Origin of the sequence: Acinetobacter sp. CIP 102136 (assembly GCF_000369685.1) — a bacterium.
Lineage (GTDB): Bacteria > Pseudomonadota > Gammaproteobacteria > Pseudomonadales > Moraxellaceae > Acinetobacter > Acinetobacter fasciculus.
The window spans coordinates 462,877-488,733 of the sequence record NZ_KB850140.1; the positions used below are offsets into that span (position 1 = coordinate 462,877).

32 protein-coding genes and 2 pseudogenes are annotated in these 25,857 nt (G+C 45.4%); 26 read left to right on the forward strand and 8 right to left on the reverse strand.

Annotation, left to right across the window (positions count from 1 at the left end; genetic code table 11):
* Nucleotides 1-2: 2 nt before the first annotated feature.
* Together F893_RS02410 and recG are read right to left on the reverse strand one after the other, a co-directional pair.
* On the reverse strand, nt 3-638 hold the full coding sequence (locus F893_RS02410; protein WP_005249881.1) for a ComF family protein: 636 nt from the start codon (nt 636-638) through the stop codon (nt 3-5).
* Nucleotides 625-2,670, reverse strand: coding sequence for an ATP-dependent DNA helicase RecG (recG, locus tag F893_RS02415; RefSeq protein ID WP_005249883.1), 2,046 nt, complete (start codon nt 2,668-2,670; stop codon nt 625-627). Before recG ends, F893_RS02410 begins: the two co-directional genes overlap by 14 nt.
* A 33-nt stretch (nt 2,671-2,703) precedes the next feature.
* On the opposite strand from recG, the gene F893_RS02420 reads away from it, so the two are divergent.
* Nucleotides 2,704-3,507 (forward strand): NAD-dependent epimerase/dehydratase family protein, encoded by an 804-nt coding sequence (locus F893_RS02420; RefSeq protein WP_005249885.1) that lies wholly within the window; start codon nt 2,704-2,706, stop codon nt 3,505-3,507.
* A gap of 223 nt (nt 3,508-3,730) precedes the next feature.
* Nucleotides 3,731-4,963 carry a transposase gene (locus F893_RS02425; protein ID WP_004730312.1) on the forward strand — a complete coding sequence of 411 codons (1,233 nt, stop codon included), beginning with the start codon at nt 3,731-3,733 and terminating at the stop codon, nt 4,961-4,963.
* A 43-nt stretch (nt 4,964-5,006) separates the two neighbouring features.
* On the opposite strand, the gene plsB is transcribed toward F893_RS02425, so the two are convergent.
* On the reverse strand, nt 5,007-7,574 hold the full coding sequence (gene plsB / locus F893_RS02430; RefSeq protein WP_005249887.1) for a glycerol-3-phosphate 1-O-acyltransferase PlsB: 2,568 nt from the start codon (nt 7,572-7,574) through the stop codon (nt 5,007-5,009).
* 285 nt (nt 7,575-7,859) lie between these two features.
* Here plsB and F893_RS02435 point away from each other — a divergent pair, with 285 nt between their 5' ends.
* Nucleotides 7,860-8,732 carry an acyl-CoA thioesterase gene (locus F893_RS02435; protein ID WP_005094170.1) on the forward strand — a complete coding sequence of 291 codons (873 nt, stop codon included), beginning with the start codon at nt 7,860-7,862 and terminating at the stop codon, nt 8,730-8,732.
* A 173-nt stretch (nt 8,733-8,905) separates the two neighbouring features.
* Nucleotides 8,906-10,153 (forward strand): dicarboxylate/amino acid:cation symporter, encoded by a 1,248-nt coding sequence (locus F893_RS02440; protein ID WP_034435715.1) that lies wholly within the window; start codon nt 8,906-8,908, stop codon nt 10,151-10,153.
* 278 nt (nt 10,154-10,431) lie between these two features.
* Here the strand turns inward: F893_RS02440 and yihA are convergent.
* The 5 genes and pseudogenes from yihA to F893_RS02465 form a co-directional block, all read right to left on the reverse strand.
* Nucleotides 10,432-11,208, reverse strand: a pseudogene (gene yihA, locus F893_RS02445) (ribosome biogenesis GTP-binding protein YihA/YsxC); the annotation flags it as partial.
* Between the two features lie 105 nt (nt 11,209-11,313).
* Nucleotides 11,314-11,754, reverse strand: coding sequence for an RrF2 family transcriptional regulator (locus F893_RS02450; RefSeq protein WP_004732285.1), 441 nt, complete (start codon nt 11,752-11,754; stop codon nt 11,314-11,316).
* A 97-nt stretch (nt 11,755-11,851) separates the two neighbouring features.
* On the reverse strand, nt 11,852-12,613 hold the full coding sequence (locus F893_RS02455) for a globin domain-containing protein (RefSeq protein WP_004281516.1): 762 nt from the start codon (nt 12,611-12,613) through the stop codon (nt 11,852-11,854).
* A gap of 153 nt (nt 12,614-12,766) precedes the next feature.
* Nucleotides 12,767-14,317 (reverse strand): helicase HerA-like domain-containing protein, encoded by a 1,551-nt coding sequence (locus tag F893_RS02460; protein ID WP_005249894.1) that lies wholly within the window; start codon nt 14,315-14,317, stop codon nt 12,767-12,769.
* Between the two features lie 18 nt (nt 14,318-14,335).
* The gene (locus tag F893_RS02465; protein ID WP_005249895.1) at nt 14,336-15,538 is read right to left on the reverse strand and encodes a PLP-dependent transferase; all 1,203 of its coding nucleotides are present in this window, start codon (nt 15,536-15,538) and stop codon (nt 14,336-14,338) included.
* Between the two features lie 163 nt (nt 15,539-15,701).
* On the opposite strand from F893_RS02465, the gene F893_RS02470 reads away from it, so the two are divergent.
* The 22 genes and pseudogenes from F893_RS02470 to rplO all read left to right on the forward strand — a co-directional run bounded on the left by F893_RS02470 (nt 15,702) and on the right by rplO (nt 25,846).
* Nucleotides 15,702-16,436 carry a type 1 glutamine amidotransferase gene (locus tag F893_RS02470; protein ID WP_004732279.1) on the forward strand — a complete coding sequence of 245 codons (735 nt, stop codon included), beginning with the start codon at nt 15,702-15,704 and terminating at the stop codon, nt 16,434-16,436.
* A gap of 272 nt (nt 16,437-16,708) precedes the next feature.
* Nucleotides 16,709-17,020, forward strand: coding sequence for a 30S ribosomal protein S10 (rpsJ, locus tag F893_RS02475; protein ID WP_000070912.1), 312 nt, complete (start codon nt 16,709-16,711; stop codon nt 17,018-17,020).
* A 60-nt stretch (nt 17,021-17,080) separates the two neighbouring features.
* Nucleotides 17,081-17,719: a 50S ribosomal protein L3 gene (gene rplC / locus F893_RS02480; RefSeq protein WP_004645054.1), complete on the forward strand. Its 639-nt coding sequence runs from the start codon at nt 17,081-17,083 to the stop codon at nt 17,717-17,719.
* Between the two features lie 11 nt (nt 17,720-17,730).
* On the forward strand, nt 17,731-18,333 hold the full coding sequence (gene rplD, locus F893_RS02485; protein ID WP_004281511.1) for a 50S ribosomal protein L4: 603 nt from the start codon (nt 17,731-17,733) through the stop codon (nt 18,331-18,333).
* Nucleotides 18,330-18,650, forward strand: a complete 321-nt coding sequence (rplW, locus tag F893_RS02490; protein WP_004281510.1) for a 50S ribosomal protein L23 — start codon at nt 18,330-18,332, stop codon at nt 18,648-18,650. Before rplD ends, rplW begins: the two co-directional genes overlap by 4 nt.
* An 11-nt stretch (nt 18,651-18,661) precedes the next feature.
* Entirely contained in the window at nt 18,662-19,486 is an 825-nt protein-coding gene (gene rplB / locus F893_RS02495) for a 50S ribosomal protein L2 (protein WP_004281509.1), read from the forward strand.
* 19 nt (nt 19,487-19,505) lie between these two features.
* Nucleotides 19,506-19,781, forward strand: coding sequence for a 30S ribosomal protein S19 (gene rpsS / locus F893_RS02500; protein WP_004281508.1), 276 nt, complete (start codon nt 19,506-19,508; stop codon nt 19,779-19,781).
* A gap of 11 nt (nt 19,782-19,792) precedes the next feature.
* Nucleotides 19,793-20,122 carry a 50S ribosomal protein L22 gene (rplV, locus tag F893_RS02505; RefSeq protein ID WP_001982638.1) on the forward strand — a complete coding sequence of 110 codons (330 nt, stop codon included), beginning with the start codon at nt 19,793-19,795 and terminating at the stop codon, nt 20,120-20,122.
* Between the two features lies 1 nt (nt 20,123).
* Nucleotides 20,124-20,940 (forward strand): annotated as a pseudogene (rpsC, locus tag F893_RS02510) (30S ribosomal protein S3).
* Nucleotides 20,880-21,293, forward strand: coding sequence for a 50S ribosomal protein L16 (gene rplP / locus F893_RS02515; RefSeq protein ID WP_004281506.1), 414 nt, complete (start codon nt 20,880-20,882; stop codon nt 21,291-21,293). Before rpsC ends, rplP begins: the two are co-directional and overlap by 61 nt.
* Nucleotides 21,293-21,490: a 50S ribosomal protein L29 gene (gene rpmC / locus F893_RS02520; RefSeq protein ID WP_004281505.1), complete on the forward strand. Its 198-nt coding sequence runs from the start codon at nt 21,293-21,295 to the stop codon at nt 21,488-21,490. Before rplP ends, rpmC begins: the two co-directional genes overlap by 1 nt.
* Nucleotides 21,487-21,744 (forward strand): 30S ribosomal protein S17, encoded by a 258-nt coding sequence (gene rpsQ / locus F893_RS02525; RefSeq protein WP_004281504.1) that lies wholly within the window; start codon nt 21,487-21,489, stop codon nt 21,742-21,744. Before rpmC ends, rpsQ begins: the two co-directional genes overlap by 4 nt.
* A gap of 91 nt (nt 21,745-21,835) precedes the next feature.
* A complete protein-coding gene (gene rplN / locus F893_RS02530) occupies nt 21,836-22,204 on the forward strand; it encodes a 50S ribosomal protein L14 (protein WP_004281503.1) in 369 nt (122 codons plus the stop codon).
* A gap of 9 nt (nt 22,205-22,213) precedes the next feature.
* The gene (rplX, locus tag F893_RS02535) at nt 22,214-22,531 is read left to right on the forward strand and encodes a 50S ribosomal protein L24 (protein WP_004281502.1); all 318 of its coding nucleotides are present in this window, start codon (nt 22,214-22,216) and stop codon (nt 22,529-22,531) included.
* A 16-nt stretch (nt 22,532-22,547) separates the two neighbouring features.
* The gene (gene rplE, locus F893_RS02540) at nt 22,548-23,084 is read left to right on the forward strand and encodes a 50S ribosomal protein L5 (RefSeq protein WP_004645057.1); all 537 of its coding nucleotides are present in this window, start codon (nt 22,548-22,550) and stop codon (nt 23,082-23,084) included.
* Nucleotides 23,085-23,093: 9 nt separating this feature from the next.
* Nucleotides 23,094-23,399 (forward strand): 30S ribosomal protein S14, encoded by a 306-nt coding sequence (gene rpsN, locus F893_RS02545; protein WP_004732275.1) that lies wholly within the window; start codon nt 23,094-23,096, stop codon nt 23,397-23,399.
* Between the two features lie 12 nt (nt 23,400-23,411).
* On the forward strand, nt 23,412-23,807 hold the full coding sequence (rpsH, locus tag F893_RS02550) for a 30S ribosomal protein S8 (RefSeq protein ID WP_004281499.1): 396 nt from the start codon (nt 23,412-23,414) through the stop codon (nt 23,805-23,807).
* 13 nt (nt 23,808-23,820) lie between these two features.
* The gene (gene rplF / locus F893_RS02555) at nt 23,821-24,354 is read left to right on the forward strand and encodes a 50S ribosomal protein L6 (protein ID WP_005249900.1); all 534 of its coding nucleotides are present in this window, start codon (nt 23,821-23,823) and stop codon (nt 24,352-24,354) included.
* A gap of 14 nt (nt 24,355-24,368) precedes the next feature.
* Entirely contained in the window at nt 24,369-24,719 is a 351-nt protein-coding gene (rplR, locus tag F893_RS02560) for a 50S ribosomal protein L18 (protein WP_004281497.1), read from the forward strand.
* A gap of 2 nt (nt 24,720-24,721) precedes the next feature.
* On the forward strand, nt 24,722-25,219 hold the full coding sequence (rpsE, locus tag F893_RS02565; RefSeq protein WP_004281496.1) for a 30S ribosomal protein S5: 498 nt from the start codon (nt 24,722-24,724) through the stop codon (nt 25,217-25,219).
* A 6-nt stretch (nt 25,220-25,225) separates the two neighbouring features.
* Nucleotides 25,226-25,402, forward strand: coding sequence for a 50S ribosomal protein L30 (gene rpmD / locus F893_RS02570; RefSeq protein WP_004281495.1), 177 nt, complete (start codon nt 25,226-25,228; stop codon nt 25,400-25,402).
* A 3-nt stretch (nt 25,403-25,405) separates the two neighbouring features.
* Complete coding sequence (gene rplO, locus F893_RS02575; RefSeq protein ID WP_005248206.1) at nt 25,406-25,846, forward strand: 50S ribosomal protein L15; 441 nt, start codon at nt 25,406-25,408, stop codon at nt 25,844-25,846.
* Nucleotides 25,847-25,857: the final 11 nt, after the last annotated feature.

A 25,857-nucleotide genomic window follows, 5' to 3' on the forward strand; every position in this document is an offset into this window, starting at 1 on the left:
TTTCAGATTTGAGCACCTGCCAGACAGGCTGCATAAACTTTTTGACAGCCCAGTTGTTCAAGTGTTTGGCTCAGTGCTCGAATCGAGCTGCCGGTCGTCACCACATCATCAATAATCAGCACCCGACGGTAACGCAGCTTGGAAATGGTACTGATCTGGAATTGTGATTGGATGTCTTCAATCCGCTCCAGCCGGCTTAGGCCCTTTTGCGAGTGTTGTTTCATTCGTCGAACAGGTTGCCAGATGGGTACATTCAACTGTTTTGCCACATGTTTGGCCAGCACTAGAGATTGATTATAACCGCGCTCAGCCAGATGCTCATTCGAGATCGGCATCGGTACTATCGCACTGACTTTAGGTAGGTCTAAACTTAACAGCACACCTGCCAGTAAATTTTGCAAATGCAGCTTCTGTTCATATTTAAACAGTTGAATCAGCCGGTCCATCGGATAGGCATAGTCGCAGGCAATCTGGAACTGCATTTCCTGCCGTTGAATGGTTTGATGTGCCCAGGGTAATTGTCGCCAGCAATCTTCACAGACTGAATGAATGGTTTGATGATCGGTTAGACAGAGCTGACAGGGCTGTAAGCAGCTCAGCCAGGATTTTCCGTGTTGCAGTAATTTAAACATAGGCATAGCGCGGTGCTTCCGGTAGCCAGCGTTGCAATAATGCCTCCGCCTGATCGGGATAATCCTTGAGCATCTGCTGGGCCACATAATGTGCTTGATTGAGCAGGTGATCATCACGTTCCAGTTTGACCACACGGAAATTCATGTCGCCAGTCTGTTTGGTTCCAAGCAGTTCACCTGGGCCACGCAATTCCAGGTCTTTCTCGGCAATCATGAAACCATCATTAGTTTCGCGCATGATTCTTAAGCGTTCCTGACCATTTTGAGACAGCGGATGTTTATACAGTAGGGCACAGAAACTGGCTTTGGCGCCACGACCGACCCGGCCCCGTAACTGATGCAATTGAGATAGGCCCAGACGTTCAGCATTTTCAATTACCATGATGGAAGCATTGGGTACATCTACCCCGACTTCGATCACGGTGGTGGCAATCAGGAGCTGTAATTCATTATTTTTAAACTGCTGCATTACCGCCTGTTTTTCATCGGCTTTCATCTTGCCATGTACCAGTCCGATATTCAGCGCAGGAAAGCGCTCGCGAATTTCAGCGAAAGTGGCTTCTGCAGCTTGGGCGTCTAAAGTTTCGGACTGTTCTACCAGTGTACACACCCAGTAGGCCTGCTTACCTTCAGCACAGTTGCTGGCAATCCGTTGCAAGACTTCTTCGCGCCGGTCTAATGGAATGGTCACGGTCTGAATCGGGGTACGGCCCGGCGGCAGCTCGTCAATCACCGAGGTATCCAGATCTCCATAGGCCGACATGGCCAGTGTGCGTGGAATCGGAGTCGCAGTCATCACCAGTTGATGCGGTGACATACCATCTAGACCTTTATTTCTGAGTGCAAGACGTTGATCCACACCAAAGCGATGCTGTTCATCAATAATCACCAGACCCAGTTTGGCAAACTCGACATTTTCCTGAAATAGGGCATGCGTCCCGATGACTAGATGAGCGCTGCCATCCCGAATCACCTGTTCCACTGCGGCGCGAGCTTTACCTTTCTGCTTGCCGGAAAGCCAGGCTACATTTAAGCCCAAAGGCTCAAACCAGCGTTTAAAGTTCAGATAATGCTGCTCGGCCAGAATCTCGGTAGGCGCCATCAATGCAACTTGCCAGCCTTCCTCTAACGCATGGCAGGCCGTTACACCGGCCACCAGTGTTTTACCCGCGCCGACATCGCCTTGCACCAGACGCAACATCGGTTTATTGCTTGTTAAATCCTGTGCAATTTCTCTGGATACACGTTTTTGCGCAGCGGTCATTTCAAACGCCAGACTGGCTAAAAGCTGTTTGGCATAGGTCTGACTGGGCGCAAATGAAGGCGCTTCGACCTGCTGGATGAAGGCCCGACGTGTCAATAGGCTGATCTGATGCGCTACCAGTTCTTCAAAGATCAGGCGCTGCTGTGCAGGATGTGAGCCTTGTGCTAGTTGCAGCATATTGGCATTGACTGGCGGGTGATGGATATATTCCAGTGCCTGTTTCAGCGCATAACCATTGCTAAATTTTGCTGGCAGCAATTCAGGCAGATGATCGCTGTATTGAGCCAAGGCCTGCTGAATATAATCCCGTATTTTTGGCTGGGTCAGGCCTTCAGTCGCCGGATAAATTGCCGTGAGCTGGGTTTGAGGTAAAGGTGTGTCCTCAGTAATGACTTGCAGTTCGGGATGATACATTTCCAGACCGCGCGCACCAACCCGCACTTCACCAAAAATTCTTAAACGGTTACCCAGTTTGCAGCGGTCAGTAATGCCTTTATAAATATGATAAAAACGTAAAGTAACCTTGCCAAAATCATCATCCAGCAGCACAGCCATAGATTTGCGTTTACCGGGTGGAAAATCTACACCTTTAACGATCCCTTCCAGCAGATAACTGCGTCCCACGCTCAATTGATTCATGGGAATGATCGTGCTACGGTCTTCATAGTCACGTGGTAGATGAAAAAGCAAATCATCAGTATTGAAGATATTTAGTTTTTCGAGTAATGAAGCGGCGGCATTGCCAACGCCTTGTAACTGATGGACTGCAGCCATGTCCCCTCAACCAGATTTGTGATTCGGTGCTCAATGCATATTTTATTTACCGGTTATGGTAAAACATCCCGACGTGTGGCTAAACAACTATTTGAGCAAGGTCATCAAATTAGCACAATTAGCCAGAGTCCCAAAACAGATTCATTCGCAACTCATCTGATTCAGGATGTGCATAAACTGGATTTAACAGCAGTTACACCGATTGACTGGGTCTATGTATTACTTAGTCCAAAACAAAGTACGGTTGAAGGCTATCAGCAAACCTATCTGGATTCTGTTCAGCCTATTGTGGCTGCCTTGAAACAGCATCCGGTGAAACAGATTGTGGTGGTGTCATCCACCCGGGTCTATGGGCAAAATTCCGGTGAAATCGTAGATGACGAAACTGAAATTCACCCGAATGATGCTCAGAGCAAAATCTTGCAGCAGATGGAGCAGGCTTATTTCACTGCTTATCCTGAGAAATGTACCATCATTCGTCCAAGTGGGATTTATGGAGCATCGGTAGAACGCCTACAAAAAATGGCCGCCTCGATGTTGAGATATCCGAATCTGCACTGGTCCAACCGGATTCATATTGAAGATTTATCACGTTTCTTGTCACATATGATTCACGTGGAACATCCGGAATCTTCTTATATTGTGACCGATAACCAGCCAAAATTATTGCATGAAATATTGCAATGGTTCCAACAGCAGCTGGGACTTCCTTTGTTGCAAGTAGAAAGTGAGCAGGTGACAGGTAAGAAACTTTATGCGACTCGAATGCAGAAAATGGGATTTGAGTTAGAGCATCCAGATTGTTATGAGGATTATTTGGAGTTGATGGAAAAATAATCTTTAGCCCCTTCTTTTAAAAGAGGAACATTCCTCCTTTTCTCGAAGGGAGGTCAGGAGAAGGGCTTTTTAAATTACCTCTCCCTAACCCTCTCCTGAAAGGCATAGGTATCTACACAATTCCTGAACTTTGCGTTAAATTGAAGAGCATGCTCTTCAATTTAACATCTCTGGCCTGGATCAGCGTCTTGTCAAGCGCTATAACAGCCTTGTAAAGCTCAATATGAACCCTCTTGCTTCACTTGCTCCGGCAATCAAAGACCTGGCTTCTGCCCAAAAGTCGAGTTTCGCAACCACACAAGCGGTCTGGCGATTCCTGAATAATGACAAAATCTCTTTTAGTCAGTTAAACCAGCCAATTGAACATCTTGCATGTGAACAGATCAAGGCATCACCGCATCAATATGCATTGATTGTTCATGACTGGTCTCAGCTACAGTATGTGAAACACCATCATAAAATTCAGCGCCTGCAAAGAACCCATCAATATGATTCAGGCTATGAATTGCAAAGCAGTCTGCTGGTTGATGCAGCCTCGGGACTACCTATTGCGCCACTGGCGCAGACACTATCAGATGCCTCAGGCTGCTATTCCACATTCAGTCAACACTCTGCTGGGCGCAAATCTCATCTAGATTCACTTACCGAACAAATCAAAGTGATTGAACAATATCCCATTGAGAAAACATGTGTTCATATCATTGATCGTGAAGGTGACTCCATTGCCCACCTAAGGGAAATGAGCAGCCAGGGTTTTAAATGGCTGATTCGGGCGAAAGAAGGCCATCGAATTGAGCATCAGGGCAAAACATGCAAAGTTGCAGAAGCCGCAGAACGAGTAGAAACGCAGCAGGTCCAGCCGATTGCCTATAAAGGAAACCGGCATATGTTGCATGTGGGAGAAACTGCTATCCGGATAACACGTGCAGCAAAACCGAAGAGAAATGACGATTCAGGCCAACGGGTTGCTCCCCAGCCAGGGAGTGCGATTGAAGCCAGATTAATTGTTGCCGTAGTGAAAGATGATCAGGATAAGACCGTCGCAAGATGGTCACTAATCAGCAATGTTCCATCAGAGATTACTACGGTAGAGATGACGACCTGGTATTACTGGCGCTGGACAATTGAATGCTATTTCAAGCTGCTCAAGCAGGCAGGTCATGATATTGAAGCATGGCTTCAGACCAGACCTGAAGCCATTTTAAGGCGGTTACTGATTAGCTGTATGGCTTGTGTTTTAACTTGGCGAATCCAGCGTTCTGAAGATGAACACCATCAGAAAATTCGTGTATTTCTCACCCGTCTTTCAGGTCGGCAGCAGAAAAGAGGTAGGTTGGAAAGTGCACCTGCCTTATTGGCAGGGCTTTCGATTTTACTGAACACTCTTCAACTGCTCTCGGAATATTCAATAGATGAACTCAATGAGATAGCCACAATGGCATTAGGTATCTCATAGATGTGTAGATACCTATGCCTGAAAGGAGAGGGAATAAAAAGCCTTACTTCTTCTTCCGCTTCGCGCGTTTCTTGGCTTGTTCAGCCGCAACTGCATCCAAAGCTTCTTTCAGTTCTTCATCCGTAAAGTCGGTGATGTGATGCAGCATCTGCAACTTCACTTCATCCAGTACCAGATCTGCATACTGCGCCACATTGGTCAGCTGTTCATCAAAGACAATGGCATTGTCTTCATTGGTACACAGATAACCTTTTTGGGTTAAGACTTTAATAAAGCTCTGGAATAGGGCTTTGTCGAAGAACTCAGGTGAGTTGAATTCATATAGCACAGACAGGCGCTGTCCCACCAGATAACTCAGCTCTTCGACCTGACGGGTCGAAATATTGCCAGAACCACGCTGGGTAATCAGTGCCAAAGTCATGTAGTAACGTTCCAGACTTTGGGTTACTGGTGCAGCTAGAACTTCAAGCTGATGATGTGCTTCTGTATTTGGTGCAGGTGCAATCAGGTTTTCACCATCTTGTGTAATCAGTTTTGAGGCAATTAAGCTGTCAATATGCGCATTCACCTGATCCTGAATCTCATCTTCATGCCATTTTAAAAACAGTTCAGCTTTGAGGAATGGGTACAGGGTACTGCTGATATTCACGACATCATGACGGCGAATGGTACCGTTATGTTCAACTAGGGCTGCAATCAAAGATGGCAGCACAAAAGTGTGTACAATATTATTGCGGAAATATGTCAGCAGAACTGCCTGATTATCTTCAATCGCAATGATATCACCCAGTACATGCTTGACCCGCTTTATTAGTTTCAGCTTCATTGCATAGGCAATAATTTCTTTGCCAGAAAGCGGCGTCACCTGCATGCGCTCATCATAAGGCAGGGCAGCAAGCAGGGTGCGATAGGTGTCCAGCTGCTTGATACAGATTTCTTCATCCAATGTATGTTTCGGCGTAGCCAGCAAGATTAAAGACAATAACGATACCGGATTGATTACGACCGCACTGTTGATATTTTCCAGAATGGCCTGAGCAGCGCTATTCACTGCATCAGAAACCGCTTGTGGAATCGGATCATCATTCTTTTCGATCTTGATATTTTCTGCGCCATGCTGTTTCAGAATATCATCCAAAAATACAGGGTTCCCGAAGTTCAGGTGTACCTTGCCAAAAATACGTTCAATCTTGCGCAGGGTTTTCAAAATGCCGAAAATAGACTCGGCTTCTTTCGGCTTGCCACTCATTTCACCGACATAAGTGCCACCTTCCATCAGGCGTTCATAGCCGATATAGGTCGGCAAAAATACGATCGGTTTAGATTTGCCACGTAAATGACCATGCACGGTCATCGCCAGCATCCCGGTTTTTGGGGGTAGCAAACGACCGGTACGTGAACGGCCACCTTCGATAAAATATTCCAGCGGGGTATTACGTGACAGGACGCTATACAGATATTCTTTAAACACCGTGGTATACAGCGCGTTGCCGCGGAAAGTACGGCGAATAAAGAAAGCGCCACCACCGCGTAAAATCTGGCCCACAAAAGGCATATTCAGATTATCGCCTGCAGCGATGTACGGCACCATCAAACCACGGCGATAGATCACATAAGACAATAACAAATAGTCGATGTGACTGCGGTGACATGGGGTATAGACAATCTCATAATCTTTGGCCAGTTCACGCACGGTACTGAAATTATGGACTTCCACACCGTCATACAGTTGGGTCCATAAGCGGGTCAGGGCTTTGTCGGCAAAACGTACGGTAGAATGAGAATAATCGGAAACGATTTCGTTCAGATAACCGATGGCACGACGTTCAGATTCCAGCATCGAGATTTTGCTACGAATACTGTCATTGCGAATCGCTGCTTGCACATCTGGTGACTTAATCAGGCCATGCATGACATTACGGCGGTCGGACAGATCCGGCCCGAGAATGACTTCACGCTGACCATCCAGATAATCATTTAAAGTGCTGACAATATAGGTTGCCGGTGCTGAATTTGGATGTGTCTCTTTGGCAAAGTTAATCAAGGCACGTAAAGACTGCGGTTCATGAAACTCTAAATAAGACTGGCGACCATGCAGGCCAATATTGACCAGTTGCTTGACCCGGCTTGGTGTAGACCAGGTGTCGGTAAATAAAAGTTTAAACCAGGAATCTTCTTTCTCAGGTTCACGTCCCCAAAGTACCGTTACTGGTACCAGTTCGATATCCAGTTCAGGATGTTGCTCCAGAATTTCAATCAGGCGTAACAGGCGCGGCGGGAAAGCATGCGGTGGTGAGCTCAGTAGGTTATTTTCATCATGATGCTGTAAAAACAGCAACGATGCTTTTTCCTTGTTGTTCCCGAGTTGCATTGGATCAAGTGCAGCCGGTAATTTTAAGCGGCGCGTTTCTGCATCCACGACCAGTGCATTACTACGCGAATGGTTCTGTAAAACATAGCAGACCAGTTTCTGCGATTCTGCTGCAGTCTGATCAGGTTCAGGTGCTGTCACTTCACTTGGTACTTCCCCAAGAACATGAGGGGTAACCACAAGATCAAGTAGCTTACTTGAAAGCTTGCGATACATTTGACCAAAGCCATTCTTGGACATAGCTGCTCCTAATTTTACTGACCAAAACCACAGGACTTCTGAGGGGGTTTATTTTTGCGGGTTTCCAAAGCGAAACCATATATCTTTTTTTAACAACTTCAACAGAAGTGCTCTAATTTTAGCGTGAAAGCAGATGCTTTTCCTAGTCACTTATGACATCAGTATGACAGAACAGTCATGCAATCTTTAGAGTTTCGGTCTGATTTTGTGGCAGAATATTCCAGATTAATTATTTAGATCTGTTTTTCCATTTTTGGGATATCTCCAATATTACGTAGGTTGCTTATGAATGCCTTAACACAGGAACTGGTCGAGCTGCTCAGCTTGGAAAAGTTAGAAGAAAACATTTTTCGGGGAATCAGCCGTAATCTGGTGGGCAAGCGCGTGTTTGGTGGGCAGGTTTTAGGGCAGGCACTCCGCGCTGCGTCTTATACCACAGACCGTCCGGCACACTCGTTACATGCCTATTTTCTGTTTGGTGGAGATGTCAATGCACCGATTATTTATGAAGTGGATCGTATCCGTGACGGCAAGAGCTTTGTCAGCCGTCAAGTACGTGCGATTCAGCATGGTCGCACTATTTTTATGTGTATGGTGTCTTTTGCGCATCAGGAAGAAGGTCTCAATTACCAGATTTCAGAGCCGGAATATCCGCCAGCAGAAAGCCTGAAAAATGAAGCAGAACTGATCAAACAAATGATTGAGTTTATTCCGGAAAATGTCCGTGCGTCTTTCACCCGTGATCGTCATGTCGAGATTCGCCCGATCAATCCGCAAAATCCGTTCCAGCCGCAACCGGAAGCGCCGTCTTATGCGCACTATATCCGCACCCATGACCGAATTGCTGCAGAAGTGGATCAGATTTCTTTGCATCAGGCCATTGCCGCTTTCTATTCAGACTTTACCTTGATGACCACGGCACTGCGTCCACATGGTCTGAGTTATATTTCGCCAAGCCTGCAATGTGCCAGTATTGACCATGCCATGTACTTCCATAAGCCATTTCGTGCCGATGAATGGATGCTATATGACATGGATGCCACCCAGAGTGCCAGTTCGCGTGGCCTGAATTTTGGACGGATGTGGCAGAATGGCGAACTGGTCTGTAGTACCACGCAGGAAGGGCTGATCCGCTTACGTGAAATCGAAACACAATAAGTTTGTAGTCTGTCAAAAAGCCGAATCCTAGATTGGGTTTTTTGTTTTTAAGCCGGATGAAAAAGGCCATTTGATGCCATGCTTCAACCATGCGTTTATAAAATATTACTCGATTCTATAGACACTGCATGGCATAGTGCGGCTTAAGATCAATATTAAAAATGCATGAAAAGATGAGCTTAAATACGCAAATTTTAATTGCCGCCGTATTGGGGGTGCTGTTTGGATTTCTATTGACGATATTTCCGCAGACCTCATTTTTTGATATCAGCTTATATGGCATCGACATCGTCAGCAGTATTTTTATTGGCTTGTTAAAAATGCTGTTAGTGCCGCTGATTTTTAGCTCGATCGTGGTCGGCGTATCCAATCTGCAGGCGGGTGGGCAGCTAAGCCGCACCTGGAAAATTACCCTGATGTGCTGTGTGACCACCACTACCTTAGCACTCATTTTGGGGCTGGCGTGTGCGCATTTGTTTAATGTCGGTAAGGGTGTTGATGTGCTGATGTTCCAGGATGCCATGGCGCAACATCAAACACCGGATACGCTTACGCCATCTTCTTTCTTTACCAACTTTATTCAGAATACCCTGATCAATCCGTTTAAAGCATTTGCCGATGGGAATGTCTTGGCGGTGGTAGTCTTTGCCTTATTTGTGGGTGTAGCACTAGTCGCAGGTGGAGATAAATTCCGTACTGTGCGCAAGCTGAGTCACCAGTTTTTTGAAATCATGATGTTGATGATTGGCTGGGTGATGAAACTGGCACCGCTCGGTATTTTTGCCTTATTGGCTAAATTAATTGCCACTGAAGATGTTTCAGTTCTCAGTCGTCTGGCTGAATTCGCTGCGGTAGTCACCGGTACGACGATTTTTCATGGCATCGTGGTTTTGCCTTTATTGCTGTGGATTTTCGGCAAGATGGATCCGGTCACGTTCTTTAAAGGCACACGTGCTGCCTTGATTACTGCCTTTGCCACCAGTTCCAGTTCGGCCACCATGCCCTTGTCGATGAAATGCGCGCAGGAAAATTTAGGGGTACGTCCACATACTGCAGGCTTTGTGATTCCACTTGGTACACAGTTGAATATGGATGGTACGGCGCTGTATGAAGCAGCTGCAGCTCTGTTTATTGCCAATTTAATGGGGCTGGATCTGAGTCTGGGGCAGCAACTGGTGGTCTGTGCAACTGCGATGATTGCATCCTTAGGTGCACCGGGAATTCCGAGTGCCGGTATGGTGACCATGATTATGGTCTTGCAATCGGTTGGTTTACCTGCGGAGGCGATTGCCATTCTTTTACCGATCGACCGTTTACTGGATACCGTACGTACAGTGGTGAATGTTCAGGGAGATATGATGATCAGCGTGGTGGTGGACCGGCATACGCGTGAACCCGATCTTCAAGCTACAGATAGCTAAAACATTTAAAAAAATAAAAAAAAAGCAGGTATTTGACCTGCTTTTTTATTTGTACGTTGAGTTTTAATAAATCAAGAATGATCACAGATCATTTAGGTGATATGGTCTTAATCCGCTGAACGCTTATTCTGATTTAGCTCATCTGCCGCTTTAAGCTCGGATTGATCCTGCTCAAGCAATTCCAGCGGTTCTTCAGCTTCATTTAAATCATGAGTCGATACTTCAGCATGCTCAGAATCAGTTTCACTAAGCTCGAGCTCTTCAAGCGGTTCATCAGATTCATTTAAATCATGCGCTGATGCTTCCGGAATACTGTCCAGATCATATTCAGAGGCTTGATCTAAGGTAAAGTTCAAACGGCCACCCATGACACTGGCCAGTTCTTCTAAACCTTGTTTGTTCATGGAGGAAAACAGTTGAATCGAGAAATCCAGCTTCATCTTTTTCAATGCCGCTTTGACTTCCTGCAAGGCTTTGGATGCAGGACCACGGTTTAGTTTATCTGACTTGGTTAACAAGACATGCACGAACAACTGGCGGGAATAAGCCCATTCCAGCATCATCACATCAAAGTGTTGCAGTGGATGGCGGATATCCATCAGCAATACCAGGCCTTGTAAGCTCTGGCGGTGAATCAGGTAATTTTCCAGTTCTTTTTGCCAGACCAGTTTCATTTTTTCAGGCACAGCCGCATAACCATAACCGGGTAAGTCGACCAGACGCTGATCCGGATTGCCCAGGCTGAAAAAGTTGATCATCTGGGTACGGCCAGGTTTTTTCGATGCACGTGCCAACTGTTTCTGGTTGGTCAGGGCATTAATCGCACTAGACTTACCCGCATTCGAGCGGCCGGCAAAAGCAATTTCATAGCCTGTATCTTCTACACAAAGACTGAGTTTGGGTGCACTCATTAAAAATTCGGCTTTGCGTAGCCAGTTGAGTGCGCGCACAGAATATTCAGTAATGGCAGAATCAACTTTTTTCTCGTAGCTGATCTTTTGCTTAGGCGCATGGGCTGTCTTACTGTTTTTGGATTTTCCTCTGCTGTGGTGCATAACTCAACTTCAATAAATGATCTACAATGAAACATTATAAAGGAAGTCGCACAGGCAAGCGAACTTTGCCGCAAGAATAAGTCACAAGACCTGACCCGGAAGACTTTAAAGATTAATCAGGCCGATCGGAGAATTTGTACTGAAACGCGCATTTCGTGGCCTAATCACATCTTTAAGCACATATTGGTCCAGACTGCTATAAAACTGTTCCACCGCATCATCTAAAATACCTTTTAAACCACAGGTCGGACGTAATACGCAGGGTGGGCTATTGCATTCCACTACATTGCTGTCGCGTTGCAGGATCCGCACAATCTGTCCCAGCTGGAGGTTCAGGCTGGCCGGATTTAAACGTATGCCGCCACCTTTACCACGTGTGGTAATCAGCCACTCCTGTTTCGCCATAAAATGCACGATTTTCATGGCATGATTTTGTGAAACCTGTAATCGCTCGGCAAGTTCTGCAATGGTATAGGGGAGATCACGTGGCTGTGCGACATACATCAGAATCCGAAGCGCATAGTCAGTGAATTTATTGAGTTGCATAAGATCAACAGCTAGAAAATGAAAGAATTGAATGTTAAAAGCTCCACGAATGGAGCTTTTAATCAGAATCTGATGCTAGTCTAAACCGTTTTTGCAATTAAAGCTTGAGCGGGGCAGACACTTCAACTACATCACCAACTTTGTAGTGGTCGATCAGTGTCTGTGCAACCGAGAATGCGGTTGGATTTTCTTCCGCTTTCACAGTAATTTGATATTGCTCGTTTTGAGCCTGATCAAAGCTAAACTGTTGTGGTTGACGAATGTGCTGTTCAGGCACCTGTACACGTACTGAAATATGTTCACCGGCTTCAGCACTTGCAATCGCTGCACCATCTTTAGCTTTAAGTGTAAAGATTTTACCTGCGTCGGTATCATTGACTGCTGCTACTTCAAATTCGCGCCAGCCCGCCCAGCCACCATTTTCAGAAGCTAGGGTGGCATATTTAGATTTTTCCACACCAATCAAAATATCTGCCAGTTGCATATACGCTTCTTTCCAGGCTGCAATCAGGTCTGAGTCCATGGGTACATCTAAAACTTCGCTGATCGAGTGCAACAGATTCTCACCGACAATCGCATATTGATCCGGTTGAATATCCAGGCTGACATGTTTAGTGGTAATGCGTTCGATGGCTTTGGCCAAAACGCCCGGATTGGTAATGTTTTCGGCATAGGCAAGTACTGCGGCAGCCAAGGCACGTGGTTGACGGCCAGTACTTTGATGATCCATGTTGAAGGTGTTTTTCAACTCTGGATGGTTTTTCAGCATGCGGTTATAGAAATACGTGGTAAGTGCTACGCCGTTTTCACGTAAAACAGGAACAGTCGCTTGTACAAGTTCAATATGTTGTGGAGTCATGAGAGCCGTCTACAGGTGTTTTTTAAAAGATGTATTTAAATTACATCTTTTAAAATGGCTTTACAATAGCGCATAGTCATAAAACCATAAAAAAATTACGGGATATAAAAATATCCCATAAAAAGTGTGATGATGATCGGAAAAGGAGGGGGATTATTTGCGGCCAAACAGCGAACCCAGTAAGCCGCGCACAATTTTCTGCCCAGTACTCCCGCCCAGGCTACGGGCAGCACTTTTGGCAAAGGTGCCGACAATATCCTGAGTCAGTTTTTCTCGTTGCTTGGCTGCGCGTTCAGCTTCTTTTTGCTGTTCTCGTGCCAGACGTTCCTGTTCTTTAATTTGCTGCTTGGCAAGAGCTTCCTGTTCCTTGCTTTGCTGTTTGGCAAGTTCGGCGGCCTGAGCCTGTTGCTGGCGTTCTGCGACCTTGTTTTGCAGCATTTCATGGGCGCTATCCCGATCGACTGGCTGCTCATAAATACCGGCGACAATACTTTGCTGCATGAGAGCCTTGCGTTCTTCAAGCGAGATCGGTGTAAAGGATGAATGCGGCGGCATGACCCAGCCACGCTCTACTATTTGCGGAATGCCTTTTTCATCCAGGCAGCTAATTAGGGCTTCACCGACAGCAAGTTCGGTAATCACCTGATCGACTTTAAATTCAGGATTGGCTCGGAAAGTCTCTGCTGCGGTTTTCACTGCTTTTTGATCTTTGGGAGTGAAAGCCCGCAAAGCATGTTGAACCCGATTGCCGAGCTGGCCTAAGACACTTTCAGGTAAGTCCAACGGATTTTGCGTGACAAAATAAATCCCTACACCTTTCGAGCGAATTAGACGCACCACCTGCTCAATTTTTTCTTGCAGGGCAGGGCTGGCATTATCAAATAAGAGATGGGCTTCATCAAAGAAAAACACCAGTTTAGGTTTGTCCAGATCGCCGACTTCGGGAAGCTGTTCAAACAGCTCGGAGAGCATCCAGAGTAAGAACGTGGCATATAGCTTAGGCGTATTCATCAGCTTGTCAGCCGCCAACAAATTGATATTGCCACGTCCTTGACTATCCGTCTGCAAAAAGTCCATCAGATCCAGCGCCGGCTCGCCAAAAAACTGGTCACCGCCTTGGTCAGCCAGTGCTAACAAATTACGTTGAATCGCACCGAGACTGGCGGGTGAAAGATTGCCATATTCAGCTTTAAAGTCAGCCGCATGCTCAGAGACATAACTCAGCATCGCTTTCAGATCTTTAAAGTCGATCAGCAATAAACCCTGATCATCGGCAATCCGAAACACGGCAGATAAAACGCCTTCCTGGGTGTCATTCAGATTCAGTATTTGCGCCAGCAGCAGCGGGCCAATTTCAGAAATGGTAGTGCGAATCGGATGACCCTGTTCGCCAAATAAATCCCAAAACACCACTGGTGAGGCTGCAAAAGGAATGGACTCGATATTGAGACTTTTAATCCGTTCATCAAACTTGGGGCTGCTTTCACCTGCTTTGGCCAGGCTGGACACATCGCCTTTGGCATCGGCGAGGAATACAGGTACACCAATTCGAGAAAAGCTCTCCGCCAATACTTTTAAAGTCACAGTCTTTCCGGTACCAGTGGCACCTGCAATCAAGCCATGTCGATTGGCAAGTTGGGAATGCAGCACAATATCCTGTGTGGTATCCGCAGTTTTTTTAGCAATAACAATTGGTCTACCCATAGCTTTTCCTGTTATTTATTATTCGTTTTTAAGTTTTTTCATTTGTTCTAGTGCATGCTGAATATCTTGAATCAAATCTTCCGGATATTCCAGTCCAATACAGAAACGAACCAGCAAGCCGTCTTTTAAGTGTGAATGTTCCAGCACACGCATGTCTTTTAAGTTATATAGCATGACCAGACTGACAGGGCCACCCCAACTAAAGCCAAGCTTAAACAGTTTTAAGCTATCACAGAAATTCCGGATATCCTGCATTACGTATGTGCTGTCAAAGATCACGCTGACCAGGCCGGCACTATCACCTTGCTTGCAAATTTCTTTCCAGTACTGATGGCCTGCGCTGTCCGGGTCAGCAGGATGCAGCACCTGTACAAACTCGGCTTGCTGTTGAAGCCATGTCATTAATGCCAGTGCACTTTTCGACTGATGTTCATAGCGAAGTTGCATCGAAGCCAGACTGCGTTGTATCTGTGCCACATCATCACCAGAAACACTAATGCCCTGAATGGCATGTGCGCGGAACAGTTTGTGATGCAGGGCCTTATCTCGCGTAACCACCGAGCCCATCAGAATATCACCCCCGCCGCTTGGATATTTGGTCAGTGCATGTACCGTCATATCTACACTTAAATGCTCTTCACTAAAATCAAAGGCATCAAAAGCCAGACCTGCGCCCCAGGTATTATCCAGCGCAGTAAGAATATTGTGTGCCTGAGCTTTTTTCACTAAACCAGCCAGATCCGGAAATTCCAAGGTGACTGAGCCAGCAGCCTCGAGCCAGATCAGTTTGGCTTTATCTGTAGGCTGAAATGTATCAAGCTCTATGGGATTGTAGACCTTAACCGTAATTCCATAACGCTTTTCCAGATTGCGTAAATGTTCCATGTTTGGACCATAGATATTGTCAGCCACCCAAACCTCATCTCCTTGGCTTAAAAAGCAAGAATTCACGAGATTAATCGCGGATAAACCACTCGGTGCGAGCAGGTGATATAAACCACCTTCGAGCTGTGCGATGTTATCGCCCAGCGTAAAGGTCGTAGGCGTGCCATGCGTGCCATAACTATAGTCATAGTCATCGGTCCAATGGCGATTAAACAGGGCATCGGTATTGTTAAAGATAATCGTCGATGCACGATAGAGGGGAGGCTGAATGGTAGAAATCGCTTGAGGAGCCTTTCGTGGTGCATGAATGAGCGCTGTTTGAGGATTTTTTTTCACGTGAATGCTCTCAAATGTAATCAAATATTACTCTAGCTTAAGAGAATCTGTGACTCACTGCCAGTTACGTTGTGAATTGTTTAAAAACAACAAGTCTTATAAAAAGTTGGCTTCATTTTTGCAAAACCTAAATCTATATAGCTAAAAAAATAGGTTGAGGAGCATGAAGTCGTATTTAAAAGTGCATTATTTTCAGCATATTGCTGGTGAAGGTTTTGGTAGTTGTTATGAATTTTTAAAGCAGCATCAGGCGCACATTACAGCGACTGAATTTTTTGCTTTACCCGTGGATCGACCGCTGGAGATCGAGGCGCTGCCTGCAGTGGAAGAGGTGGATTTGCTGATCATTATGGGGGGAACCATGAGTGTGAATGATGAAGCAAATTTCCCTTGGTTAAAAATAGAAAAACGCTGGTTGCGTCGCTATCTTTCGCATGGCAAACCGGCAATTGGCCTGTGTCTGGGTGGGCAGTTGATTGCAAATGCTTTGGGTGCAGGTGTTAGTCGCAATCCAGAACAGGAATTGGGGTGGACCACGGTGCACAGAGTGGCGAATCTACCAGAGACGTGTTTTAGCCTGCCGGAGCAGTTTAATATTCTGCAATGGCACAATGAAACATTTGAATTGCCTAAAGGGGCAGTCCATCTGGCAGAAAATGAAGCCTGTCGTAATCAGATGTACCAGTTGGGTAGAAATGTATTGGGCTTCCAGTTTCATCCGGAAATTACCCCAGAAACACTCGAATTGTTTTTAGAAAATGAAGGAGAGCTTGCACAATTTTCAGGAAAATATGTGCAAAATTTATTTGAATTAAAAAAAACCACGAAGCAAAAATTTATTGAAGGAAATCAGATATTAAATCGTGCTATAGAATATGTTTTGGCAAAAACTGCCTAATATTTACACAATAAACTATTGTTTTAAGTCATAAATTGAAAACTTGGATAAAACCATAAAAGAGATTTGCTTATGCATTAAACAATGGCTATAATAAGCGACCCTTCAATAGGAAGGGGGTTAACTGCGAATAAAGTAGTTAACTATCGTTACAGTCGTGGCATCGATCATGACCTTAGTGATATTTCACTGCTCTTGACACTTGCCTACATAAAGTGGGGTGAGATGCGTCAAGAGTGATTCTTTATATATTTGGCTTGGAGTTTACTGGTATGTCTAACCAGAGAATTCGTATCCGTCTTAAGTCTTTTGATCATCGCCTGATTGATCAATCAGCTCAAGAAATCGTAGAAACCGCAAAACGTACTGGCGCACAAGTGTGTGGTCCAATTCCAATGCCAACACGCATTGAACGTTTTAACGTTTTAACATCACCACACGTAAACAAAGACGCGCGTGACCAGTACGAAATCCGTACTTACAAGCGTTTGATCGACATCGTTCAACCTACAGACAAAACTGTAGATGCATTGATGAAGTTAGATCTTGCAGCTGGTGTTGATGTTCAGATCGCATTGGGTTAAGGCTTTCGGGTTAATTAACACTCTAAGTTAATTAGGCCGCTTTTTTAGAGGTTTATGCACATGGCTATTGGTTTAGTCGGTCGCAAGTGCGGTATGACACGTATCTTTACAGATGCTGGTGTTTCTGTACCTGTTACAGTGATTGAGGTTGATCCTAACCGCATCACTCAAATCAAAACGCTTGAAACTGATGGTTATCAAGCGATTCAAATCACTACTGGTGAACGTCGCGAATCTCGCGTAACTAACGCTCAGAAAGGCCACTTCGCGAAAGCGGGTGTTGCAGCTGGTCGTCTAGTTCAAGAATTCCGTGCTACAGAAGCTGATCTTGAAGGTCGTGAAGTTGGTGGTACGCTTACCGTTGAATTGTTCCAAGTTGGTCAAGTTGTTGACGTAACTGGTCAATCTAAAGGTAAAGGTTTCCAAGGTGGTGTTAAGCGTTGGAACTTCCGTACGCAAGATGCAACTCACGGTAACTCAGTTTCTCACCGTGTTTTAGGTTCTACTGGTCAAAACCAGACTCCTGGTCGCGTATTCAAAGGCAAAAAAATGGCTGGCCATTTAGGTGCTGAACGCGTAACTACACAGGGTCTTGAGATCGTTGCTATCGACACAGAACGTTCAGTTCTAGTTGTTAAAGGCGCGGTTCCTGGTGCTACTGGTGGCGACGTAATCGTTCGTCCTACGATCAAGGCCTGAGGGGAAATAACGTGAATTTAAATACTGTTTCCGGCTCTGCTGTTGAATTATCAGAAGTTGCGTTCGGTCGTGAATTTAATGAAGCTCTTGTTCACCAAGTGGTTACAGCTTATTTAGCTGGTGGCCGTCAAGGTTCAAAAGCTCAGAAATCACGTGCAGACGTTTCTGGTGGTGGTCGCAAGCCATTCCGTCAAAAAGGTACTGGCCGCGCTCGTGCTGGTTCTATTCGTAGCCCAATCTGGGTTGGCGGTGGTAAAACTTTTGCTGCTCGTCCACAAGACTGGTCTCAAAAAGTAAACCGTAAAATGTACCGCGGTGCTATGCAATGCATCCTAGCTGAACTTGTTCGTCAAGATCGCCTAGTTTTAGTTGAAGAGTTTGCTGTTGCAGCTCCAAAAACTAAAGAATTGCTTGCAAAACTTAACGACTTGAATGCGACTCGCGCATTGATCGTTACTGATGCTGTTGATGAGAACCTGTATCTTGCTGCGCGCAACATTCCACACGTTGATGTGGTTGATGCTGCTGCAATCGATCCGGTTAGCTTGATTGCGTTCGACAAAGTTGTTATGTCTGTAGCTGCTGCTAAGAAAATTGAGGTAGAACTCGGATGAACAACGAACGTATCTATCAAGTCCTGCAAGGACCTGTATTCTCAGAAAAAGCACAAGTTTTAGGTGAAACTGCTGGTGTTCAAGTGTTTAAAGTTGCATTAAATGCAAACAAGCTTGAAATCAAAAAAGCAGTGGAACAACTCTTTGGTGTGGAAGTTGTTAAAGTTAACACGACTATCACTAAAGGTAAGTCTAAACGCTTTGGTAAAACATTAGGACGTCGTTCTGATGTTAAAAAAGCATACGTCACCCTGAAAGCTGGCCAAGATGTTGAAATGGCTGACTTGGGCGATACCGCTGAAAGCACAGCGGAATAAGGACGAGAATTATGCCTATTCAAAAATGTAAGCCAACGTCTCCAGGACGTCGCTTTGTAGAGAAAGTGGTTCACGATCACCTTCACAAAGGCGCACCATACTCTCCGTTGGTTGAAGCTAAAAAACGTACTGGCGGCCGTAATAACAACGGTCACATCACGACTCGTCACGTTGGTGGCGGTCACAAGCAGCACTACCGTCTAGTTGACTTTAAACGTAACAAAGATGGTATTCCTGCAACTGTAGAGCGTATCGAATACGATCCTAACCGTACTGCACACATTGCACTTGTATTGTATGCTGACGGTGAGCGTCGTTATATCATCGCTCCTAAAGGCCTTCGCGCTGGCGATAAAGTACAGTCTGGTAACGATGCTCCAATTCGTCCAGGTAACTGCTTGCCGCTTCGCAACATGCCTATCGGTTCTACTCTTCACAACATCGAACTTAAAATCGGTAAAGGCGCGCAGTTAGCTCGTTCAGCTGGTACTTCAGTTCAGCTGTTGGGTCGTGACGGTTCTTACGCTATCGTTCGTCTGCGTTCAGGCGAGATGCGTAAAATTCACGTTGAATGCCGTGCTGTGTTAGGTGAAGTATCTAACTCAGAAAGCAACCTTCGTTCACTAGGTAAAGCTGGTGCATCACGCTGGCGTGGTGTTCGTCCTACCGTTCGTGGTATGGCGATGAACCCAGTTGACCATCCACATGGTGGTGGTGAAGGGCGTAACAAAGGTATTCAACCTGTAAGCCCATGGGGTCAAAAAGCTAAAGGGTACAAGACACGTACCAATAAGCGTACGACTAAGATGATTATTCGCGACCGTCGCGTTAAGTAACAAGTAAAGGAATCTGACAATGCCTCGTTCTCTGAAAAAAGGCCCATTCGTCGATGCGCACTTGTTCGCTAAGGTTGAAGCGGCTATCGCGGCTAATAACCGTAAGCCGATCAAAACTTGGTCGCGTCGTTCGATGATCCTCCCGGATTTTGTTGGTTTAACAATTTCTGTACACAATGGCCGTAACCACGTTCCTGTGATCGTTTCTGAGCACATGGTTGGTCACAAGCTTGGTGAATTTGCACCAACTCGTACCTATCGCGGTCACGGTGTTGACAAGAAATCTAAACGTTAATGGGTGCTATGATGGAAGTAACTGCTAAATTACGCGGTGCCGCTATCTCGGCACAAAAAGCTCGTTTGGTTGCAGATCTTATCCGCGGCAAATCTGTTGCGCACGCTCTTAACATCCTTAACTTCAGCAACAAAAAAGCTGCAGTTCTAGTTAAGAAAGCGTTGGAATCTGCGATTGCAAACGCTGAACACAATAACAGTTTAGATGTAGACGACCTTAAAGTTTCTACGATCTACGTTGATGAAGGCATGAGCCTGAAACGTATTATGCCACGTGCTAAAGGCCGTGCAGATCGTATTACTAAGCGTACTTGTCACATCACCGTTAAGGTAGGGGTTTGATATGGGTCAGAAGGTTCATCCAATCGGTATCCGCCTAGGTGTTGTGAAACGTCATAACGCTAACTGGTATGCGAATCCGAAACAATACGCTGAATACTTGCTTAAAGATCTTCAAGTTCGTGAGTTTTTGATCAAAAAACTTAAAAACGCGATGATCAGCAACATTCTTATCGAACGCCCTACAGGCGCTGCTAAAGTAACTATTAGCACTGCTCGTCCAGGTATCGTAATCGGTAAAAAAGGCGAAGATATTGAGAAACTACAACGCGAATTGACATCTATCATGGGTGTTCCTGCGCAAGTAAGTATCAATGAAATTGATCGTCCAGACTTAGACGCGCGTCTAGTTGCTGAAGCTATCGCTTCTCAATTAGAAAAACGTGTAATGTTCCGTCGTGCTATGAAGCGTGCGGTACAAAACACAATGCGTGCTGGTGCTAAAGGTATCAAAGTAGAAGTTTCAGGCCGTTTAGGTGGTGCTGAGATTGCTCGTACTGAGTGGTATCGTGAAGGTCGTGTACCTCTACATACGCTTCGTGCAGATATCGACTATGCGACTATGCGTGCTGAGACTACTTACGGTACGATCGGTGTTAAAGTTTGGATCTTCCGTGGTGAGATCTTGGGCGGCATGAAACAAGTCATGAACCCAGCTCCAGCAGAAGAGCGTCCAGCTAAACGCGGTCGTGGTCGTGGTGAAGGTCAAGAGCGTCGTGGTCGTCGCAATGATCGTTCTGCTGAAAAAGGAGAATAATCCATGTTGCAACCTAAGCGTACTAAATTCCGTAAAGTGCAGAAAGGCCGTAACACTGGTCTAGCACACCGCGGTAGCACAGTATCTTTCGGTACTATTGCACTTAAATCAGTTGAACGTGGTCAAATGACTGCGCGTCAAATTGAAGCAGCGCGTCGTACAATTAGCCGTCGTATTAAGCGTGGTGGTAAGATCTTTATCCGTGTATTCCCGGACAAGCCGATTACTTCTAAGCCTCTTGAAGTGCGTATGGGTAAAGGTAAAGGTTCTGTGGAATATTGGGTTTGCCAAATCAAACCAGGTAAAGTCTTGTACGAAATTGATGGTGTTAACGAAGAATTGGCTCGCGAAGCGTTTACGCTTGCAGCAGCTAAGCTTCCGTTTAAAACCGCTATCGTGACTCGGACGGTAATGTAATGAAAACTAAAGATCTACGTGAAAAGTCGGTAGAAGAGTTGACAGCTTTGCTTGATGAGCAACAGCTTAACCAATTCCGTCTTCGTATGGCGAAAGCAACTGGTCAATTGGGTAAATCGCATGAAGTTGCACTTACTCGTCAGACTATTGCTCGTATTAAGACCCTCCTTACCGAAAAACAGGGGAACGGACAATGAGTGATAAAACAGTCCGCACGTTAACTGGCAAAGTTGTAAGCGACAAGATGGATAAATCTATCGTTGTTCTTATTGAACGCCAAGTTCAACACCCGTTGTATGGCAAATTAATCCGCCGTTCAACAAAATTACATGCTCATGATGAGAACAACACAGCGAAAGCTGGTGATGTTGTAACCATTAAAGAAAGCCGCCCAATTTCTAAAACTAAGTCTTGGACTCTAGTTGAAGTTGTTGAAGCAGCTGCTGAGTAATTAACGTTCTTGTTGCATCATCGGTCAATTTCGAGTACTCTTTGAGCCTTTCGAAATTTCGACCGGTGTTGCTCGGTTTTGGAGTAGGGCAATGATTCAGACCGAAACTATGCTCGACGTAGCAGACAACAGTGGTGCACGCCGCGTACAATGTATTAAAGTACTTGGTGGCTCGCATCGTCGTTATGCTTCTGTTGGCGACATTATTAAAGTTACTGTAAAAGAAGCAATTCCACGCGCACGTGTTAAAAAAGGTGACGTGATGAATGCGGTTGTGGTTCGTACAAAATTCGGTATCCGTCGTGCAGACGGTTCAGTGATTCGTTTCGACGATAACGCTGCTGTTATTTTGAACAACAACAAAGCGCCGATTGCAACTCGTATTTTCGGACCAGTGACTCGTGAACTTCGTACTGAACAGTTCATGAAAATTATTTCATTGGCTCCTGAAGTTCTATAAGAGGCGATCATGGCTAAGATTAAAAAAGGCGATCAAGTAATTGTGATCGCAGGTAAAGAAAAAGGCAAACAGGGTACTGTTCTGTCTGTTTCTAATGACCGTGTTAAGGTTGAAGGCCTTAACTTGGTGAAGAAGCATCAGAAGCCGAACCGTGCTACAGGCGCTGAAGGTAGCGTTGTAACTCAGGAAGCTTCGCTTCATATTTCAAACGTGGCAGTTTTTAATGCTACAACCCAAAAGGCTGACCGTGTTGGTTACCAAGTGATTGATGGCGTGAAAACTCGCGTATTCAAATCAAATGGTGAATCAGTGGCGGTAGCGAAGTAATAGGTTGATATAGGCCATGGCCAGACTTAAAACACGTTACAACGACGAACTTAAAGCTCAATTACAAGAAGTATTGGGCGTTAAGAATGTGATGGAGATTCCTCGCATCACTAAAATCACGATCAACATGGGTGTTGGCGCAGCTGCTGCCGACAAAAAACTCCTTGATGGTGCTCTTTCAGATATGCAAGCTATCGCTGGTCAAAAACCAGTACTTACGTTAGCTCGTAAATCAATCGCTGGTTTTAAAATCCGTGATGGTTGGCCGATCGGTTGTAAAGTTACTTTACGCGGCGAACGTATGTACGAATTCTTGGACCGTTTGATCTCGATTGCGATCCCTCGTATCCGTGACTTCCGTGGTTTCTCTGCGAAATCATTCGACGGTCGTGGTAACTACTCAATGGGTCTTAAGGAACAAATCATGTTCCCTGAAATCGATTTTGACAAGATTGATCGTATTCGTGGTATGGATATTACCATTACTACGACTGCTCGCACCGATGACGAAGGCCGTGCGCTTATGCGTGCATTCGGCTTCCCGTTCAAATAAGAGGTCGATATGGCTAAGAAAGGTATGATTAATCGCGAATTGAAACGCGAAGCTACTGTTGCTAAATACGCTGCAAAACGTGCTGAATTAAAAGCTGTTATTGCAAACGTAAATGCATCAGACGAAGAACGTTTCGAAGCGATGATGAAATTACAAGCATTACCACGTAATGCATCTCCAGTACGTCTACGTAACCGTTGTGGTTTAACTGGTCGTCCTCATGGTTACTTCCGTAAGTTCGGTTTAAGCCGTAACAAATTACGTGAAACAGTAATGCAAGGTGATGTACCTGGCGTTGTTAAGGCAAGCTGGTAAGGAGCACTATAGATGAGTATGCAAGATACCGTTGCCGACATGCTAACACGTGTTCGTAACGCACAAATGGCAAAGAAACAAACTGTTTCTATGCCTAATTCTAAGTTGAAAGTAGCAATTGCTAACTTACTTCAACAAGAAGGTTATATTTCAAACGTAGAAGTTGCGGATGCTGAAGGCAAACCAACTCTTACTTTGACTTTAAAGTATTTCGAAGGCAAACCAGTTATCGAAACTGTGAAGCGCGTAAGCCGTCCAGGTCTACGTCAGTATCGCGGTAAAGATGCACTTCCTAGCGTTAAGCAAGGTTTAGGTATTGCAATTGTTTCTACAAGCAAAGGCATCATGACTGATCGCGCTGCACGTGCTGCAGGCGTTGGTGGTGAAGTTATTGCTTTTGTTTCTTAATAGGTGATTCCTCATGTCTCGTGTGGCTAAAGCCCCAGTAACTGTACCTAACGGTGTAACAGTTACTCAGAACGGCCGGCAGGTCGAAGTGAAAGGCACTAAAGGTACATTGTCTTTCAACCTGCATGCGCTGGTCGAGCTTAAACAGGAAGGCGGTATTCTAGCTATTGCTCCAGTACAAGAGTCGAAAGACGCTTGGATGCAAGCTGGTACTGCTCGCGCTGTGCTTAACAACCTTGTAAAAGGTGTTAGCGAAGGTTTCGAACGTAAGTTACAGCTTATCGGTGTTGGTTATAAAGCTGCGGTTAAAGGTGACGTTGTTCATCTTAACCTTGGTTTCTCTCATCCGATCGATTATGCACTTCCTGCAGGTGTAACTGCTGAAACTCCAACTGCAACTGAAATCATTCTTAAATCTGCTGATAAAGCAGCTTTAGGACAGGTTGCTGCAGATATCCGTGGTTACCGTCCACCAGAGCCATATAAAGGCAAAGGTGTTCGTTATTCTGACGAAGTTGTACTTCGTAAAGAAGCTAAGAAGAAATAAGGCGCGAGGTTCTTATGAACGAAAAGAAACAATCCCGTTTGCGTCGTGCGAAAAGCACACGCTTGCACATCCGTGCATTGGGTGCGACTCGTTTGTGTGTAAACCGCACTCCGCGTCACATCTATGCTCAAGTTATCTCTGCAGATGGTGGCAAAGTATTAGCGCAAGCTTCTACTTTAGACGCTACTCTACGTGCGGGTACAACTGGTAACGTTGAAGCAGCTCAAAAAGTAGGTGCTTTAATCGCAGAACGCGCTAAAGCAGCTGGTGTTACTAAAGTTGCATTTGACCGTTCTGGTTTTAAATATCATGGTCGTATCAAAGCCTTGGCTGATGCTGCTCGTGAAAACGGCTTGGAGTTCTAATCATGGCTAAAGTTGAACAAAACGAAGGTCTTGTTGAAAAGCTGGTTGCCGTTGATCGTGTAGCCAAAGTTGTTAAGGGTGGTCGTATCTTCTCTTTTACAGCATTAACTGTTGTGGGTGATGGTAATGGTCGCGTAGGTTTTGGTCGTGGTAAAGCACGTGAAGTTCCAGCTGCTATCTCTAAAGCACTTGAAGCTGCTCGTCGCAATATGATTACTGTTGACCTTGTTGATGGTACGTTACAGCACCCAATTCATGCACGTCACGGCGCTAGCCGCGTATTCATGCAGCCTGCCTCTGAAGGTACAGGTGTAATTGCTGGTGGCGCTATGCGTGCAGTTCTAGAAGCTGTAGGCGTACGTAACGTGTTGACTAAATGCCGTGGTTCTACTAACGCTGCTAACGTAGTAAACGCAACTTTCAATGGTTTGCGTGATATGACTACTCCTGAAAAGGTTGCTGCGAAACGTGGTCTTTCAGTAGAACAAATTCAAGGGTAATCAATCATGAAAACGATTAAAGTTACCCAGACTAAATCTGCATCGCACCGCTTGAAAAATCACAAGCTTAGCCTGCAAGGTTTAGGTCTGCGTCGTATTGGTCATACTGTAGAAGTGTTAGACACACCTTCTAACCGTGGTATGATCAACCAAGTCTACTATATGGTTAGTGTAGAGGAATAAGCCATGACTCTGCGTTTAAATACAATTGCACCTGCAGAAGGTGCTAAACGTGACAACCTTCGTTTAGGCCGTGGTATCGGTTCTGGCGTTGGTAAGACCGGTGGCCGTGGTGTCAAAGGTCAAAACTCACGTAAGAGCGGTGGTACTCGTCCAGGTTTCGAAGGCGGTCAAACAGCACTTTATCGTCGTTTGCCTAAATTCGGCTTCACTAGCCAATTGGCTTTGAAAACTGCTGAAGTACGTTTATCTGAGCTTGCTAAAGTTGAAGGCGACATCGTGTCTCTTGAAACTTTAAAAGCTGCGAACGTTGTACGTAAAGACATGATCCGTGCTCGTATCGTACTTTCTGGTGAAATTACTCGTGCATTCACTGTTAAAGGTGTTGCATTGACTAAAGGCGCTAAAGCTGCTGTTGAAGCTGCTGGCGGCAAAGTCGAGGAGTAATCCCCAGTGTC